The 18,285-nt window shown below is 31.4% G+C and carries 17 protein-coding genes; 14 read left to right on the top strand and 3 right to left on the bottom strand.

Annotated features, from left to right (window positions below):
- Window positions 1-10 precede the first annotated feature (10 nt).
- The 7 genes from rsmB to OCU55_RS08020 all read left to right on the top strand — a co-directional run bounded on the left by rsmB (window position 11) and on the right by OCU55_RS08020 (window position 7,509).
- A complete protein-coding gene (gene rsmB / locus OCU55_RS08050; RefSeq protein ID WP_261851792.1) occupies window positions 11-1,336 on the top strand; it encodes a 16S rRNA (cytosine(967)-C(5))-methyltransferase RsmB in 1,326 nt (441 codons plus the stop codon).
- Window positions 1,337-1,340: 4 nt separating this feature from the next.
- Window positions 1,341-2,375 carry a dual-specificity RNA methyltransferase RlmN gene (gene rlmN / locus OCU55_RS08045; RefSeq protein ID WP_261851791.1) on the top strand — a complete coding sequence of 345 codons (1,035 nt, stop codon included), beginning with the start codon at window positions 1,341-1,343 and terminating at the stop codon, window positions 2,373-2,375.
- Between the two features lie 15 nt (window positions 2,376-2,390).
- Window positions 2,391-3,110, top strand: coding sequence for a Stp1/IreP family PP2C-type Ser/Thr phosphatase (locus OCU55_RS08040; protein ID WP_261851790.1), 720 nt, complete (start codon window positions 2,391-2,393; stop codon window positions 3,108-3,110).
- 1 nt (window position 3,111) lies between these two features.
- Window positions 3,112-5,091, top strand: a complete 1,980-nt coding sequence (pknB, locus tag OCU55_RS08035) for a Stk1 family PASTA domain-containing Ser/Thr kinase (protein ID WP_261851789.1) — start codon at window positions 3,112-3,114, stop codon at window positions 5,089-5,091.
- 275 nt (window positions 5,092-5,366) lie between these two features.
- A complete protein-coding gene (gene rsgA / locus OCU55_RS08030; protein WP_261851788.1) occupies window positions 5,367-6,233 on the top strand; it encodes a ribosome small subunit-dependent GTPase A in 867 nt (288 codons plus the stop codon).
- A complete protein-coding gene (gene rpe, locus OCU55_RS08025) occupies window positions 6,227-6,877 on the top strand; it encodes a ribulose-phosphate 3-epimerase (protein WP_261851787.1) in 651 nt (216 codons plus the stop codon). The genes rsgA and rpe overlap by 7 nt, the downstream gene beginning before the upstream one ends.
- A 2-nt stretch (window positions 6,878-6,879) precedes the next feature.
- A complete protein-coding gene (locus OCU55_RS08020) occupies window positions 6,880-7,509 on the top strand; it encodes a thiamine diphosphokinase (protein ID WP_261851786.1) in 630 nt (209 codons plus the stop codon).
- Between the two features lie 310 nt (window positions 7,510-7,819).
- Here the strand turns inward: OCU55_RS08020 and rpmB are convergent, their stop codons facing one another.
- Complete coding sequence (gene rpmB, locus OCU55_RS08015) at window positions 7,820-8,011, bottom strand: 50S ribosomal protein L28 (protein WP_128213979.1); 192 nt, start codon at window positions 8,009-8,011, stop codon at window positions 7,820-7,822.
- 193 nt (window positions 8,012-8,204) lie between these two features.
- Between rpmB and OCU55_RS08010 the strand changes: the two genes are divergently transcribed.
- The 6 genes from OCU55_RS08010 (at window position 8,205) to OCU55_RS07985 (ending at window position 14,606) form a co-directional block, all read left to right on the top strand.
- A complete protein-coding gene (locus tag OCU55_RS08010) occupies window positions 8,205-8,552 on the top strand; it encodes an Asp23/Gls24 family envelope stress response protein (protein WP_183277437.1) in 348 nt (115 codons plus the stop codon).
- Between the two features lie 12 nt (window positions 8,553-8,564).
- The gene (locus tag OCU55_RS08005; protein WP_261851785.1) at window positions 8,565-10,214 is read left to right on the top strand and encodes a DAK2 domain-containing protein; all 1,650 of its coding nucleotides are present in this window, start codon (window positions 8,565-8,567) and stop codon (window positions 10,212-10,214) included.
- A 661-nt stretch (window positions 10,215-10,875) separates the two neighbouring features.
- Window positions 10,876-12,909 (top strand): ATP-dependent DNA helicase RecG, encoded by a 2,034-nt coding sequence (gene recG, locus OCU55_RS08000; protein ID WP_261851784.1) that lies wholly within the window; start codon window positions 10,876-10,878, stop codon window positions 12,907-12,909.
- Between the two features lie 113 nt (window positions 12,910-13,022).
- Entirely contained in the window at window positions 13,023-13,580 is a 558-nt protein-coding gene (gene rsmD / locus OCU55_RS07995; protein ID WP_261851783.1) for a 16S rRNA (guanine(966)-N(2))-methyltransferase RsmD, read from the top strand.
- A 1-nt stretch (window position 13,581) separates the two neighbouring features.
- Window positions 13,582-14,064: a pantetheine-phosphate adenylyltransferase gene (gene coaD / locus OCU55_RS07990; RefSeq protein ID WP_183277433.1), complete on the top strand. Its 483-nt coding sequence runs from the start codon at window positions 13,582-13,584 to the stop codon at window positions 14,062-14,064.
- 2 nt (window positions 14,065-14,066) lie between these two features.
- Entirely contained in the window at window positions 14,067-14,606 is a 540-nt protein-coding gene (locus tag OCU55_RS07985; protein ID WP_427847042.1) for an ATP synthase subunit B family protein, read from the top strand.
- Here OCU55_RS07985 and ylbJ read toward each other — a convergent pair.
- Together ylbJ and OCU55_RS07975 are read right to left on the bottom strand one after the other, a co-directional pair.
- Complete coding sequence (ylbJ, locus tag OCU55_RS07980) at window positions 14,589-15,746, bottom strand: sporulation integral membrane protein YlbJ (RefSeq protein ID WP_261851782.1); 1,158 nt, start codon at window positions 15,744-15,746, stop codon at window positions 14,589-14,591. The genes OCU55_RS07985 and ylbJ overlap by 18 nt on opposite strands.
- A gap of 75 nt (window positions 15,747-15,821) precedes the next feature.
- Window positions 15,822-17,051, bottom strand: coding sequence for a nucleotidyltransferase (locus OCU55_RS07975; RefSeq protein ID WP_261851781.1), 1,230 nt, complete (start codon window positions 17,049-17,051; stop codon window positions 15,822-15,824).
- A 213-nt stretch (window positions 17,052-17,264) separates the two neighbouring features.
- On the opposite strand from OCU55_RS07975, the gene pta reads away from it, so the two are divergent.
- Window positions 17,265-18,266 carry a phosphate acetyltransferase gene (gene pta, locus OCU55_RS07970; protein ID WP_261851780.1) on the top strand — a complete coding sequence of 334 codons (1,002 nt, stop codon included), beginning with the start codon at window positions 17,265-17,267 and terminating at the stop codon, window positions 18,264-18,266.
- Window positions 18,267-18,285: the final 19 nt, after the last annotated feature.

Below are 18,285 nucleotides of genomic sequence, written 5' to 3'. Positions count from 1 at the left end.
GAGGTAAAAGATGAATAGCAGAAAAATAATTAAAGATACTTTAGATAGTATTCTCTACAATGGAGCTTATTCAAACATAGAACTTAATAAGCGTCTTAGTGAGAGTGATTTAAACGACAAAGATAAAGGTCTAGTTACTGAAGTAGTTTATGGAACAATTAAATATAAAAAAAGTATAGATTATATAATCTCTACTTTAGTAGCAGATGAAAAGAAAATAGATAAAAGAATTCTAAATATATTAAGAAGTGCTATATACCAAATTAAATATCTAGATAGAGTTCCTGATTTTGCGGTAGTAAATGAATCTGTAAATTTGGGTAAAAAGATTTCAATGAATTCTTCAAGGTTTATAAATGGAGTTCTCAGAAACTTTATAAGAAACAAAGATGCTGAAATTAAAAGTAATATAAGTGATATTGAGTATCTTTCAGTTGAGTACTCCTTTGAACCTTGGATGGTTAAACTTTTCTTAGAACAATTTGGTAGAGAAAAATGTGTAAAGATATTAAGTGGCCTCAATTCAACTCCAAGTGTAACTGTAAGGGTTAATTCATTAAAATCAGATTATGATGAAGTTTTTGATGAATTAAATGAACAAGGATATACAGTTGAGGAAGGTAATATCTGTCCTGAAGCTATAAACATAATTAGAGGAAAGAGCATAGAAAACAATCCTCTCTTCATACAAGGAAAAATAACTGTTCAAGATGAAAGTGCTATGCTGGTAGCTCCATTGTTAGAACTTAATGGAGATCTTAAAGTACTAGATCTATGCAGTGCGCCAGGAGGTAAAACAACGCATATTGCCGAGCTTTTAGATAATAAAGGGACAGTAATAGGTTGTGATATCTACGATCATAAGCTTAAATTAGTAGAAGAAAATAAAGATAGATTAGGAATAGAGAATATACAAACAAAATTACTAGATGCAGCTAAATACAATAGTGAATTTAGGGAAATTGCTGATAGGATTTTAGTTGATGCGCCATGTTCAGGTTTGGGAATTATAAGGAAGAAACCAGAAATAAAATGGACAAAATCTCAAAAAGATCTAAAAGATCTGGTTAATATTCAAAGAGATATGTTAAAGAATGCATGGTTGTACTTAAAACCTGATGGAATAATGGTATATTCTACATGCACATTGAATAAAAAAGAAAATGAAGAAAATATAAAATGGATTAAAGAAAATTATAAAGATGTTCAGATTGAAAAGATCTATTTAGGAGAAAGCGACAATGTAATATACAACGAAGATGGATCTGTAACTATATTACCAAATGAATTTTTTGATGGTTTTTATATTGCAAAACTTAGGAAGTTAAGTAGGTGATACAATGGATAATATCTTAGATCTAACTCTTGATGAACTTAAATCATGGATGAAGGCAAATAATGAAGGAGCTTTTAGAGCTAAACAGGTCTTAGAATGGATTTATAAAAAGCATACTTTTGAATTTAAAGATATGACTAATATATCTAAGGCTTTAATCGAAAAATTAGAAGAAAACTTTTATTTTAGTATTCCTGAAATTAAAGAAATCTACACATCTATAAATGATGATACCAAAAAGTTGCTTTTGGAATTTAAAGACGGAAATTTAATTGAAGCAGTTATTATGAAGTATAAACATGGAAATTCAATTTGTGTTTCTACTCAAGTTGGTTGCAGGATGGGTTGTAAATTTTGTGCTTCAACCTTAAATGGAATGGTAAGAAATCTGACTACAGGAGAAATCATAGCAGAGATTTTAGTTGGTGAAAAGATTCTTGGTGAGAGAATTTCTAATGTAGTTTTGATGGGAAGTGGAGAACCCTTTGATAACTTTGAAAATGTTATGAAGTTTTTAGAATTAGTAAATGCGGATTATAGTTTGAATATTGGTCAAAGGCACATAACACTTTCGACTTGCGGGATAGTACCTAAAATAAAGGAGTTTGCGGATAAAGATACACAGATTACTTTGGCCATTTCGCTACATGCTTTCAGTGATGAAAAGAGAAAACAGATAATGCCAATAGCAAATAAATATTCAATAAAAGAAATATTGGATGCATGCGATTATTATATAAAGAAGACTAATAGAAGAGTTAGCTTTGAATATTCATTGGTTAAGGATGTAAATGATTCAAAAGAAGATGCAAAGGCATTGGCAGGGTTGCTTAAGAATATGCTTTGTCATGTGAATTTAATACCAGTCAATGAAGTAGTTGAGAACTCCTTTAAAAGGTCATCTAAAAAAACAATTGAAGAATTCGAAAGTATTTTAAAAAGCTATGGTGTTGAAGTTACTGTAAGGCGAGAGATGGGAACGGATATAAATGCCGCTTGCGGTCAATTAAGAAGAAGCTATATCAATGCCCAGAATTAATAGGGGGAAGATTCTATGGTAAGCATTAAAACAGATGTGGGTAACAAAAGAAATTTAAATGAGGATTTTGCTAGTTACTATAAAGATGATAGATATTCTATTTACGTAGTTACAGATGGTATGGGAGGCCATAATGCTGGAGAAGTAGCAAGTAAGATGGCTGCAGAAGGGCTGATTTCCTATTTTGTTGAAAATTATGGTACAATAGATGATGTTAATATATTAAAAACTGCTATAGAACATGTAAATAGAAGTATATTTGAATTTTCACTAGGTGACGATACTTTAACTGGTATGGGTACTACAATAACTGCTTGCTTTGTAACTAAGAACTTAGCACAGATAGCTAATGTTGGAGATAGTTGTTGCTTAGGAATTATAAATGATAAGATAATCAAGATAACGAAAGATCATTCTTTAGTTCAAGAACTTTTGGATTGTGGATCTATAAGTGAAGAAGAGGCAATGCATCATCCTAGAAAAAATGTCATTACAAGAGCTATAGGTACAAATTTAAATGTAGAAGTAGATTTATTCGATATAACTTCTTCAGGTTTTGAGATACTTGTTTTGTGCTCAGATGGCTTAACCAATGAGATTTCGAATGAAGAGATTAAAGACTTGATCAAGTCCAAATCTAACTATGATGACGCTTGTACTGCTCTCGTTGAGCTGGCTAAAGACAGAGGGGGAAAAGACAATATTACTGTAATGATATTTGGAGGAGAGATATAGCATGGTAGGTAAGGTTTTAGGAGAAAGATATGAAATTCTTGAAAAGATAGGCGAGGGGGGAATGTCCTATGTCTATAAAGCAAAATGTCATAAGTTAAAAAGATATGTAGCAGTAAAAGTACTAAAAGATTCCTTTACCAATAATGAAGAAATCATCGAAAAATTTAAAAGAGAAGCTACTGCCATTGCCAATTTAACTAATCCTAATATTGTGAATATATTAGATGTAGGTACACAAGATAATATTCACTATATAGTCATGGAATATGTAAAAGGTAAAAATCTTAAAGAAATAATAAATGAGCATGGAAAATTTCCCTACGAAAGTGCAATAAGCATAGCATCTAAAGTAGCCAATGCACTAGATTGTGCACATAGAAATAATATAATACATAGGGATATAAAGCCTCAGAATATATTGGTTACTGAAGAAGGTATAGTAAAGGTTACAGACTTTGGTATCGCCAAATCAACGGATTCTTCTACAATAACTTATACTAATAGCGTTATGGGATCAGCACATTATTTTTCTCCAGAGCAAGCAAAAGGAAGCTATATAGATTGTAGAACTGATTTATATTCTTTAGGTGTAGTGTTGTATGAAATGGTAACTGGTAGAGTTCCTTTTGATGGTGAATCACCGGTCTCTGTAGCTTTAAAACACATTCAGGAAGATGTAGTTCCGCCTAAGAATTTAAACAGCAAAATTCCTGATAGCTTAAATTCCTTAATTCTAAAAGCAACTGAAAAAGAACCGATTAAAAGATACCAAAGTGCTAAAGAAATGATAGGGGATTTAGAGAAAATTAAAGAAAATCCAAATGCTCAGATAATTATTCCAGTTGAATCATTAGAAGATGATCATACCAGAATAATGGAGCCAATAACAGTTGAAGCTATAAAGCAAGCAGCGGCTAAAAAAGCTTCCAATGTAAAACCGAAAGACATCGATGATGAAGATGAAGAAGACGACGAGTATTACGATGATGAAGATGAAGATGAAAAGCTTACTCCAAAGCAGAAGAAGCAAAAAACTAAAAACAGGATTTTACTTGGGCTTCTATTTTTACTTTTACTTGTTATTGGTGCAGTTTCGGCATATGCAATTACAAATAATAAAGTAAAGCTACCTACAACTACAGCTGAACAGGTAGAGGTTCCAGATGTTGTTGGGATGACTAAGGATCAAGCAAAGAGCACTATAGAGGGAAAAGGGCTTGTATTTGTTGATGGTGGTCAAGAAAATAGCGATAAACCACAAGGAACAGTTACTCAAACAACTCCAGCTGTAGGTGAGAAGGTTGATAAAAGTGCTCAAGTTAAAGTTGTGATAAGTGCTGGCGTTGCTACAATAAATGTTCCGGATTTATCAAACCAAGATGAAGCTGGTGCTAAAAAAGCTATTGCCGCAGCTGGTTTCTCTGTTGGAAATGTGACTCAAGATTTTAGCGATACTGTTCCAAAGGGGAAGGTTATGAGTCAGGATCCTGCTGCAAATGCTGTAAAAAATAAAGATGATAATACTCCTGTAAACTTTGTTATTAGTAAAGGTCCGCAACCTGTTATAGTACCTTACTTTATTGGTAAGACTGTTGATGAAGCTCAAAAGATTATATCAGATGCAAAAATGAGTTTAAATCTAAAGCCAAAAGAAGTTGTAACTGATAAAGTTGAAAATAAAGATATGGATGGTAAAATATTTGATCAAACAATACCTAAGGATACTGAGGTAGCTAAGAATACAGATATAACTGTTCAATATTATAAATATCAACCTAGGAAAATAGATGTGCAAGGTGCATTAAATAATCAGACAAGAGACTATGCAGAGACTTGGTTAAATAAAAATGGAATTGCATATAATTTCGACGACCCAAGTCAGCCTAAAGACTCAACCGTAATCAAGGTTGAACCTGCACAAGTGGCACCTGGTGAATCTGTTAAAGTTTATTTAAAACCTGCAAATAAACCAGCTCAATAAAAAATTCGCTGAAGTGTCCTTCTTCAGCGAGCTTTTTTAACGCATCTGCCTTTCCGAATGTATATGAAGAAAATATGGCAGGCGAATAAGTTTTATTTTTTACTGTATGCCCATAAAAGACTTCTAAAATCATTGAAATATCTAGTTTTAGCTAAGTTTAAAATTTTATATGTTCCAATACAGTAAAAAATGGTGCCAGTATATACTGGCACCATTGCATTTTTATCGAAAAAGTGTTTATTATATTTATAGAATATATTTTTTTTGGAGGTACTATGACAGGTACAATAATTAAAGGCATTGGTGGTTTTTATTACATTAAGACAGAAGACGGAATAATTGAATGTAAGGCAAGAGGTATATTTAGACATAATGATCTGAAGCCCATGGTAGGAGATAAGGTTGATATAGAGGTTACTAACGGTAAAGGTGTTATTAACTCTATACATGAAAGGACTTCTGAGCTTATAAGACCTACTGTATCAAATGTTACTCAGGCATATGTAGTTTTTGCTATTAAGAATCCAGATATAAATTTTGACTTGCTTAATAGGTTTTTGGTATTGTGTGAACACAATAATATAAAGGCCATTGTTTGTCTAAATAAAATCGATTTATGCAGTGAAGAAGAAAGCACTAATATAAAAAACATCATAAATAATCTTGGATATGAAGTTTTATACATAAATGCAAAAGGACAACTGGGGCTTGATATTTTAAGAAGCAGGCTTTCAGACAATGTAACCGTATTATGCGGTCCCTCAGGGGCTGGCAAATCAACTCTCATAAATGCTTTGGCTGACAAAGAACATATGGAGACTGGGGAAATAAGTGAAAAGCTAAAAAGAGGAAAACATACTACTAGACATAGTGAGCTTATTCCAGTAGAAGATGGCTTTTTAGTTGACACTCCAGGGTTTTCAAGTTTAGATTTAGATTTTATTGAAAAAGATGACCTAAAGTATTGTTTCCCAGAGTTTATTGATTATAATGAACAGTGTAAGTTTACAGGATGTAATCATTACAAAGAACCTAAATGTGCAGTTAAGAATGCAGTAGAGGAAGGGAAGATAAGCACACTTAGATACGAATTTTACATAAGATCACTAGAAGACATAATGAGGAGGAAAATTAAATGGTAGTTTTTTCACCATCGATTTTAGCAGCAGATTTTACTAGATTAGGAGAGCAGATAACACGAGTTGATGAAGCTGGTGCTGAATTTATTCATATTGATGTTATGGATGGAGCTTTCGTTCCAAACATATCTTTTGGATTTCCTATAATAAAGGCAATTAGACCTTTAACAAAAAAGGTTTTTGATGTTCATCTAATGGTTGAAGAACCTGCAAGGTATATAGATGAGTTTATAGCCACAGGAGCTGATATAATAACTATACATTACGAAGCTGATAGACATATTGACAGAACTATTTCATATATAAAAAGCAAAGGAATTAAGGCAGGAATATCACTTAATCCTGCGACGCCTGTTGAGCTTATCAAACACCTAATATCAAAACTAGACATGGTTCTTATCATGTCTGTTAATCCAGGTTTTGGTGGGCAAAAATTTATTGACTACTCTCTGGAAAAGATTAAGGAAGTAAAAGAATTGTCAGAGAAGTATAATCCTGAACTTCTTATAGAAGTAGATGGTGGGATAGATAAGAGCAATATTAAGAAAGTTGTAGATTCTGGAGCTAATGTAATAGTTGCAGGTTCTTCAGTTTTTAATGGAGATAATATAGAAAATAACTTAATGGAGCTTAGAAGGGTGCTGTAGTAATGAAAGCTGTTATAGTAGCAGGAGGAAAGGCTCCAAATAAAGATTTGTTTTTATGTGAAATAGAAGATGCGGATTATTTGATAGCTGCAGATAGTGGTGTTAATGTATTTTATAAATATAATGTAGAGCCTAATGTAATATTAGGTGATTTTGATTCTGCTAAACACGAAGCAATTAATTCTTTTAAAGAAGTTGAGATTGTTAAGTTTAAACCTGAAAAAGATTTTACAGATAGCGAATTAGCTTTTAAAAATGCAATAGAACATGGAGCAGATGAGATTGTTTTACTTGGATGTACAGGTACTAGGCTTGATCATACTGTTGCTAATATAGGACTATTAAAGCGTGCTTTAGATTTGAATATAAAGGCCATAATTAAAGATGAAAATAACTGTATTTTTTTGGTTTCTAAAGGTGTAGAACTTCAAGGATCTCACGGACAAACTATATCTTTTCAGGCTTTTGGAGAGTCAGTAAGGAATTTTTATATAGCGGATGCAAAATATCCACTTTATGATTATAACTTACAATTTGGAGACGGAAGAACTGTTTCAAATGAATTTATAGATAAATCAATTAAAATTGACTTTTCTGCTGGCATAGTTATGGTTATCTATAGTAATGACTAACAATTAAAATAAAAAATCTAATAATTTATGAAAAATTATTTGTCACCAATAAATTGCTTTTTGCATACTATATATAAAGCAGCTTATTGGTGGCTTTTATATTAATTGTGGGAGGAATTAGAATGAAAATAGTGGCTATTAAGTTACCTAAGTTTTTATCTGTTTTCTTAAGGATTTTTATAAGAAAAGGAAGGAAACATACATAAGAAAAACTAATATTATTAGATAAAGTTAAAAGCGTGCCATAGGCACGCTTTTAATGTTAAAAAAAAATGCAATTGCTAATTTACAACTGCATTTCACAAGATTCTTAGACAGCTCTTTGAACCTTACCTGAACGTAAGCATCTAGTACAAACATGAACAGTTTTTGGTGTTCCGTTAACTACAGCTTTAACTTTCTTTATGTTAGGAGCCCATTTTCTCTTGCTTTGTCTGTGTGAGTGGCTGTATTGTACTCCTGATATTACACCCTTGTTGCAGATTTCGCATTTTCTTGACATTTACAACACCTCCTTAACTCTGAAGATTGTGATCTTCAATAGGACATATAATATATTATCACAACATGTATAATTTATGCAAGATAAAAATACTAAATATGCGCAAAATATTAGAGATAATTAAGAGTATTGAATAATCTTCCTATTTAATATAGAATATATTTAATGGAATATAGCAAGGAGGAATTTAATTATGTTAGGCGTATCAAATGAGTTTGGAAATATATCATATTCTGATGAAGTAGTGGCTAAAATAGTTGGACTTTCAACTATGGAATGCTATGGTGTTGTTGGAATGGTATCTAAAAATGCAACCGATGGTTTTTGGGAGCTAATAAGAGTTGAGAATTTAAGCAAAGGTGTTAAAATAAATTTTAAAGAAGATAAACTAAATGTAGAACTATTCGTTATGGTTGAGTACGGTACAAAGATATCTGTTATAGCAAATAATATAATTCAAAAAGTAAGATATAACGTTGAAAATTATACTGGAATTAAAGTATCATCAATAACTGTTAACGTTCAAGCTGTGAGAGTTTAGGAGGGCAAACTAATGAATTATATTAGAATAAATGGTGAAAATTTTTACAATATGGTGATAAATGCAAGTAATAGATTGGAAGAGCAAAGCGAGTATGTTAATTCGCTTAATGTTTTTCCTGTTCCAGATGGTGATACTGGAACTAATATGTCAATGACATTTAAAGCTGCTGTTAAGGAGATTGAAGCCTTAAAAGGAGCTTCTATAGGCGAGATTTCAAAGAAACTTGCTAAAGGTGCTTTAATGGGAGCAAGAGGAAATTCAGGAGTTATATTATCTCAAATACTTAGAGGTATTTCAAAAGGCTTAGAAAATAAAGTGGAAGCGGATACAGCTGAGTTTGCTAGTGCTTTATCAGAAGGTGCGAAATCGGCCTATAAAGCAGTTATGAGACCGACAGAGGGCACAATTTTAACCATTATAAGAGCTGCAGCAGAGGCTGCTTCAGAATCTTCTGCTACTGATGTAACAGTACTAATGGAACAAGTTTGCAATCACAGTAAAACAATGCTAGATAGAACACCTGAAATGCTTCCAGCCTTGAAGAAAGCAGGAGTAGTAGATTCTGGTGGAATGGGTCTTTTAATTATACTACAAGGAATGTATGAGGCTTTAGAAAAAAATCTACAAGCAGAAATACAAAACTTTAAACCAGCAGTTACTGGAGTATCAGCAGCAAACAACATGGAAGATCATGATATTAAATTCGGATATTGTACTGAATTTATAATTATGGGAGATAGCTCTAAATCTAATAAGTTCAAAGATGAAATAGAGCATTTTGGAGATTCAATGATTGTTGTTGGATATGAAGATGTTATAAAAGTTCATATTCATACTAATGATCCTGGTGCTGTTCTTTCAAAGGCAGTTCAACTAGGTGAATTATCAAAGATTAAGATTGATAATATGAGAGAAGAACATAGACATCTTTTAGTTGAAAAAGAATATGAAGATGTTCCGGATGAAAATATAGTAGCTGTTGAACAAGAAGTTGAAGAAAAGAAAAAATATGCTTTTGTATCGGTGGCTATGGGATCTGGAATAAAAAATATATTCAAGGATTTAGGAGTTGATTATGTAATTGAGGGTGGTCAAACTATGAATCCAAGTACTTTAGATATACTTGAATGCATAGATAAACTAAATGCTGAGCATATTTTCGTATTCCCAAATAATAAAAATATTATAATGGCTGCGAATCAAGCTGCAGAAATATCTGATAAACATATAGTGGTTGTTCCTACAAAGACAATCCCTCAAGGCATTACATGTATTACTATGTTTAATCCAGAAGCTGAAGTTGAAGAAAATATAAAAGAACTTAATGATTCAATAGAACTAGTTAAGTCAGCATCTGTAACATATGCAGTAAGAGACACTGAAATGGATGGAATAGAAATAAAAGAAGGCAATATACTAGGGCTGATTGAAAATAAAATTAAGCACGTTGGTGGCGATGTATATGAAGTTACAGAAGAGTTATTAAATCAAATGGTAGATGAAGACAGCGAGCTTATTACTTTATTTTATGGAAAAGAATGCGATGAAAATGAAGTGAAGCAATTTGTTTCTAGACTTGAAAAGAAGTATAGCGATATAGATGTTCAATGCTATAATGGTGAGCAACCATTGTATTATTTCCTAATATCTGTAGAATAAATTTTAATATCTCATACATATGCTAACTTAGAGAATATAGATTTATCTAATGTTAAATTTATATAATAAACTGCTAAATAGTACATGTAATCTTATTGAAATTTATAATATACATCTGTCTTAAACATAATCAAGATATTGATAATAATTGACATATGATGTAATATAAGAAAAGCGACATTGTCGCTTTTCTTTTTACTATTTGTATATATGTACCACTTCGCAATAAAGTTTATATTTTCAAGTTCTCCTCTAAGAACCTAGATGAGTTTTGAACCTAGATTACGCTTTAAATGCATATTTATAGGGTTCCATTACGAAAATCTAAGTTATGCATGTTAGAAAATCGTGGTTACTGAGGATTTTTGCGGAATGTATAACTTAATGGTTGAATTTGGAATCTGTAGATAGACCAGTTCCAAATAAAATCTAACTAAGTAATTAAGGTTAAAATAATAGATAATAGAATAATCTACTAAGTTTTGTATAGCAGAACTGGGAGTTCTATATAATTTAATAACAAATATTAAGCTGAAGTTTTATTGTAATGAAAACTTCAATAAGATGTACTATAATAGATTATTAGTCATATAAATCGTATTTTAATACAAATGAAAAATGACTGATAAACTGAATGATTTTTTTATTTTAGGTGGTAAAGATGGATATATATAGCGAGATAAAAAAATTAAAAGGAGTAGGCCCTAAATTGGAAGAAAAGTTAAATCGATGTGGTATTTTTACTATGTTGGATTTGCTCCTTTATTTTCCAAGAGATTATGAATTTGTGGATGGTAATCCTAATATAGATGATATTTCTGAAGAACTTAAACAGATAATAAATTGTAAGGTAGTTTCATTTGAAAGAGATATTAGGACTAAAAACGGAAAACGACTAACCTCCATTGCTTTAAGATATGAAAATACTAAAGTTATAGCAAAATGGTTTAACCAACCGTACATAAAAAATAATTTTAAGATTGGTGAAAGCTATAATTTAATGGGGAAATACAAAAAGGTAGGAAACTATCTTGAAATAGTTAATCCTACCATAGTATTTAGAGATGCTAGTGACAATGAAATACTGCCAGTATATCCTTTGAAGGGGGATATTACTGGAGGAGTTATATCAAAGCTCGTTAATAGTATCCTATGCAATATAGTTATAGGAGAAAATTTACCAGAATACTTATTGTTAAAGTATAATCTAGTTTCTTTAGATGAAGCTATAAGAAATATACATTTCCCTTCTACAAAAGAAAAGTTAAATGGAGCAATTACTAGATTGAAATTTCAAGAGTTGTTTACATATTCGGTAAAACTTTTAATGTTAAAGAATCACTTGAAACAAGGTAGTAATGGTATTAAATTTAGCATGTGTCCCGAACTTACCGACTTAAAAAAATCACTTCCTTACGAGTTGACTAATGCGCAAGCGAAAGTTGTTAGAGAAATACTTCTTGATCAAAAAAGCTCTAGTCCAATGAATAGACTTGTTCAAGGAGATGTAGGAAGCGGTAAAACTGTTGTAGCGTTTATATCAATGTTTAATGTATATAAGAACGGTTATCAAGTAGCAATGATGGCGCCAACTGAAATTTTGGCATCACAGCATTTTTATGAAGCTAAAAAGTTACTTGGCAAATTCGACATAGATATTGAACTTTTGACAGGAAGTACAACAAATAAGGAGAAAATTAGGATAAAAGAAAAAATTTCTTCTGGAATCCCTATTGTTGTAATAGGCACTCATGCTATAATACAGGAAGATGTTAATTTTACAAATTTAGGGTTGGTTGTTACCGATGAGCAGCATAGATTTGGGGTAGAGCAAAGAAGTAAACTAATCAATAAAGGGAAAGAACCAGATGTTCTAGTTATGACTGCTACACCAATACCTAGAACTTTAGCTTTATATCTATATAGCGACTTGGATGTTTCTATTATCGATGAACTTCCTCCTGGTAGAAAAAAGATTGAGACATTGTTCTTTCAAAGTGAATCAAAATATCAAGCATATAATTTAGCATTAGATGAAATTAGCAAAGGAAGACAAGTTTATGTGGTATGCCCTCTTATAGAAGAGGATGAAGATGGAAAGTTGAATTCTGTTGATGAAGTATATAATGATCTTAGCGATGGTGTTTTAAAAGAACATAAAATCGAGAAACTACATGGAAAGATGGCTCCAAAGGATAAAGAAGATATTGTTAATAGATTTAAAGAAGGTCATATAAAAGCGTTAATCTCAACAACTGTTATTGAGGTTGGGGTAAATGTGCCTAACGCTAGTGTAATGATTATTGAGAATTGTGAAAGATTTGGATTAAGTCAGTTGCATCAGCTTAGAGGAAGAGTAGGAAGAGGTCAATATCAATCTTATTGTATCTTAGTTGGTAATGCTAAAAATAATATAACTAAGAAAAGAATGATGATAATGACTGAAAGTAATGACGGGTTTTACATTGCAGAACAAGATTTGAAGCTAAGGGGATCTGGTGAAATGTTTGGGCTGAGACAAAGTGGGGATTCAGGCTTGATTTTAGCGGATATAATTGAAGATATGAAGATATTAAGATGTGCCAGCGAAGAAGCTAAAATAATTTTACAGAGTTCAGATGTAAATAATGTAAAGCTAATTACAGAGATTAGTAAAAATCTTTCTAGAAGTTCAAAGTATATTTGCTTCAACTAAAAAACTTTGATAAGATATTTTTTCTGATTACAGATAGGTATCCATTTATTTAAATAATATTTTAATTTATTTATCTATATGATAAAATTCACTTAATTTAGGAGGACATACAAATGAGAATCATAGCAGGAAAAGCAAAAGGAAAAAAATTATTATCACCACCTACATACGATACAAGACCAACATTAGACAGGGTGAAAGAAGCCATGTTCAGCAGTATACAATTTTATATTCCTGATGCTGTTGTAATTGACATATTTGCGGGGACTGGTAGCTTAGGGTTAGAAGCTGCAAGCAGAGGTGCTAAAGAATGCTATTTAGTTGATAAAAGTCCTATAACATATCCAGTTTTAAGGGAAAATATCCAAAATTTAAAATTCGATGATTTCTGTTTCTCTTTAAATATGGATGCATATAGTGCCTTAAACTCTATGGCTGATAAGGGAAAGATGTTTAATATTATTTTTATTGATCCACCTTATCTAAAGAATATGATTCCTGATGCGATAAAGATAGTAGAGGATAGAAATTTGCTAGATCCGAACGGTATAATTGTAACTAAAATAGATACAAGTGAAGAAATATATCAAGGCAGTGAAAAAATTAAGATAACAAATGAAAGAAAATATGGAAATACAACCGTTGTCTTTTATAAATACAAGGAGGACTAAAATGAAGATTGCCGTATACCCTGGAAGCTTTGACCCAATAACTAATGGACATCTTGATATCATTGCTAGAGGGGCTAAGGTTTTTGATGAAGTAATAGTTGTCGTACTAGTTAATGTTGATAAAAAAGGCTTATTTAAGATAGATGAAAGAGTAGAATTAATAAAAAGAGTTACAAAAGACTTTCCAAATGTGAAGGTTGAATTTTTTAATGGTCTTTTAGTAGATTTTATGAGACAAAAGAAAGCTACTGTAATCTTAAAAGGATTGAGAGCAGTTTCTGACTTTGAGTATGAATTTCAAATGGCATTGATGAATAATAAATTAGATCCGGAAATAGAAACTGTTTTTATGATGACTAATGCACAGTACTCATACTTGAGTAGTTCAGCTGTAAAACAAGTTGCTAAATTCGGTGGTTGCATTCGTGAGTTGGTTCCAGATGAGATTATCGTAGATATTATAAGTAGAATAAAGGGGGAATAAGGGTGAGTAAAATGGAAGTTAATGTTATTGAGCTCCTTGAATATCTTCAAGATATTGTTGAAAGTGCAGCAAAGGTTCCTATAACTGGTAAAGTTGTTGTTGATAAGAAGGAAGTACTAGAGGTTGTAGATCAAGTTATAAATTACTTGCCAGATGAATTTAAGAAAGCTCAATGGGTTATGACAGAAAGAGAACGGATTTTAGGGGAAGCACAAAAAGAATATGAATCTGTTAAGAAGCAGACGATGGATCTTCTAAAGAAGCAGGTTGAAAACCATGATATAGTAAAAGAAGCAAATATTAGAGCACAAGAAGTAATAGCTTCAGCTCAAAGAGAAGCTAAAGCTATTAGAATAGGTGCAAGAGATTATGCAGATGAAATACTTAGTCAACTTGAAAAAGAAATAGAAGTTAAAACAAATGAGATTTTAAACATAATTAAAACTAACGTAGAAACTTTGGCCACTAATATGAATGATGATATGAATAAAAGTGCCGTTACTATAAGAGAAAATATTAAGGAACTACGCAGCATTAAATAACTTTTTTATACTTAGACAAATAATTGTTAATATCATAAATATTAAGTATGGTAGCCAAATTTGGTTGTTAAGACCAACTGGGGAATTTGAGCTGAATGTAGGTATCGTAGTGATGAATATAGTACATAGAAGGAATGTGACGATTACACCTATCAATCCTTGTAAAAATTTAATTGCAAAATATTTTTTTACTGAGATATCATATTTATAAAAAAAAGCGTGTGTTTGTGCAATAATTGAAAAGCCTCCAAAGCAGCAAAAAAAGCTTATGAGGCATAATTTTATTGTTATAGATAAAGTGCTACTTGTTATAATATAACATCCGTTAGTTAAGTCTAGACTGCCTAGGAATAATGCTGATAACAATTCGTTATTTAAATTCATATTAGATATACTGTTAGAAATAATGCTTGCAATAGCATTATTTTTTATTATGGCTATTAATACAGCAAAAATAATTACATAGCCGCCTACCATCAGGGTACCATTTATACCATCGTTAATGGATGCTTTAAAAGCTTCACCTATATTAAGATTTTTAGGTGATGGTTTAAAATTTAATCTTTTAGGATTAGCTTTGCTTTTGGAAAATAAGCCAATTATAAAAAAAGATAAGTAGTTTGCAGCGAGTATTATATAACCATAATAGATATTGTTGAGCATTGAACTAGCCACAGATCCTAATATGAATATTGGTCCAGCATTAGAAGCTATGTTTAAAAGCCTTTTGAACTCAAGTTCATCTATATAACCATTATCATAGAGCTCAGAACTGTATTTTGCGCCAAGAGGATAACCACATAACATACTTGCAACAATAGCGAAGCTACAGTTTTTACTTAGTCTTAGAGGTCTACATAAAATTGGTCCTAATAATTTAGAGTATATAGATATTCCATCAAAAGCAATAAGAAGATTGCAGATAACCATAAATGGAAACAAAGAAGGCAAGATGGCCTTTATAAATAATTGTGCGCCTTGTAGAGCTGCTTCCATGCAACTTCTTGGATTTACTACAAAATAGAGTATTAATATTGTTAATGATAAAGTTACAAAAGTGCTTGTCCTATTAAAATTAAGCTTTAGAAGCATAAAAATTAATAAAGCTGATGCAATAAGCAATAAAAAAATACTATACATGAGATCCCCCCTTATCTCATATATAGTATTTTCTTTATATATTTATTCTAGAATTGTATTGAAAGATTTTAATATTTATTTATGTACAAAAGGGCTAATTAGATAATCTGCATTAACAGGAATAGTTGGATTTATAAGAGAATATGCATTTGTGGCCCTTAAATCGATTTCTAGCATTGGATTATTTATTTGTTTTGGCATTTTATTTATTATATTTATTTCTGAGTTCCTTTTTATTTCTTTTACTATTTGTGCTCCAACATTGTTTAATCCAAGTACTCTTAAATAATTTGGTTTTGAAGTTCTTAAAGACTGAATATCATAGTTTTCAAAGCCTATAAAATATTGGCATAAAAGTCTTGAAAGCCTTGAATAAGCATATCTTTTACTTTTAACTAGCATTATAAGTTCATCAGCAGATTTCGCTTTCATAATTTCTTTGATAAATTTATTTTCTAAACCTTCCATGTTGTCTGGAAGATTAGAAAGTGAACCTGGATTAGTTGTAATCTTATACTTAATATACTTAAGAAAATCATCATTTGATGGAAACTTATCTGAAATTTTCCTTTTTTCATCTATAATTTGTATAGATGTATCAGGCATGTATTTATAAAGTTCATCAATTGGGGAATCATTATAAAGTTGTTCCCTTATAGCAGTGGCACTTGCAAAACTACTGGTAAGATTTATGTCATTATAAGATGAACCTATTCTTTTAATAGTTATTGGGTTGATAGTACTTTTTGATTTAATTATACTTTTGCAGTACTCAATACCTAGAATATTATTTGAGGAATTTAAGAATTTTTCGAATTCCTCTGAGCGAAAATTGAAATTATCATATTTTTTGAAATACTCAAGTAAAGCTTCTGAACGGGATTTTACATATGACTTACCTTGGTTTAAATGATTGCGTAATAAGGATTTAAACTCATTTGATTCATAGGATAACGTTTTTGCTACTTTCATAATTATATCTATTTCTCCAATTTCGCTTCCAAAACATATGGAGTTAACTACTGATGTTTGATTTAAAATATCTACAGCGCCTTTTGCGAAAAATTCAGCTGAAGATACAGAAAATATTGTAGGTAGTTCTATAACTAAGTCAACTCCGTTCAGAACAGCAATTTGGGCGCGAGTCCATTTATCTAAGATTGAAGGTAGACCTCTCTGAACAAAATTTCCGCTCATTACGCATATGACACCATCAGCATTAGTAACCTTCTTAGTTTGCTCAAGATGTAGTTTATGTCCGTTATGAAATGGGTTATATTCAGTTACTATTCCAACAATATTCATAATAAAACCCTCCTTTATCAAATTATAGATATATAATACACCAAACATTGGATAGAATAAATATAGTATTAAAAAATGAAATGTCAGATTATTATTAATTATTCAAATATAAGAACTACTATGTTTTTGGCTTTATGTGTTGAAATCTACTCTAATTTAGGAGTATATTAGTATATGTAGATATTATCCGTTCGACTGAAAGGAGAAATGAACATGGAACTTATGAAGCAAATTTGGGATATGGCACAAAAAGATATAAAGAGAATTGTGCTACCTGAGGGAGATGAAGAGAGGACACTCGTAGCATCTCAAAAAATTAAAGAAAATGGATTAGCAGAGGTAACTTTAGTAGGATCAGAATCAGTGATTAGAAGTAAAGCCGCAGATTTAGGTGTTAATCTAACAGGAATAAATATCGCTGATCCAGAAACTTCAGATAAGCTTGAAGTTTATGTTAATGAATTTTATGAGCTTAGAAAAAGTAAAGGTATGACAATCGAGAAAGCTGGAAAGATTGTAAGAGATCCATTATATTTTGGTACAATGATGGTGAAGGTTGGAGATGCAGATGGTATGGTTTCAGGTGCTGTACATACTACTGGAGATTTACTAAGACCAGGTCTTCAAATAATTAAGACTGCACCTGGGGTTTCTGTTGTATCAAGTTTCTTCATTATGATGGTACCAGGTTCTAAATATGGAGAAGAAGGAATGCTTTTATTCTCAGACTGTGCTGTTAACCCAAGCCCAAGTTCAGAGCAGCTTGCAGCTATTGCAATAGCAACAGCTGATACAGCAAAAAAATTATGTAAGATAGACCCTAAGGTTGCTATGCTTTCATTCTCAACAATGGGATCAGCAGATCATGAGGTTGTAGATAAAGTTAGAGCTGCAACTGAAAGAGCTAAAGAATTGAGACCTGATCTATTAATAGATGGGGAAATGCAATTAGATGCAGCTATAGTTGAGAAAGTTGCTAGTCAAAAGGCACCTAATAGTGATGTAGCTGGAAAAGCTAATGTTCTTATATTCCCAGATCTTCAAGCTGGAAATATAGGTTATAAACTTGTGCAAAGATTTGCGAATGCAGAAGCAATTGGACCAATCTGCCAAGGTTTTGATAAACCTATAAATGACTTATCTAGAGGTTGTAGTTCAGATGATATTGTAAATGTAGTTGCACTTACTGCTGTTCAAGCACAATTTGATAAATAGAACATTTTAATCATTTTAG

The organism is Clostridium folliculivorans, from assembly GCF_024341905.1.
Taxonomy (GTDB): Bacteria; Bacillota; Clostridia; order Clostridiales; family Clostridiaceae; genus Clostridium_AR; species Clostridium_AR folliculivorans.
Note: the sequence above shows the minus strand (reverse complement) of the source record. Positions and strands in the feature narration are given on the sequence as shown.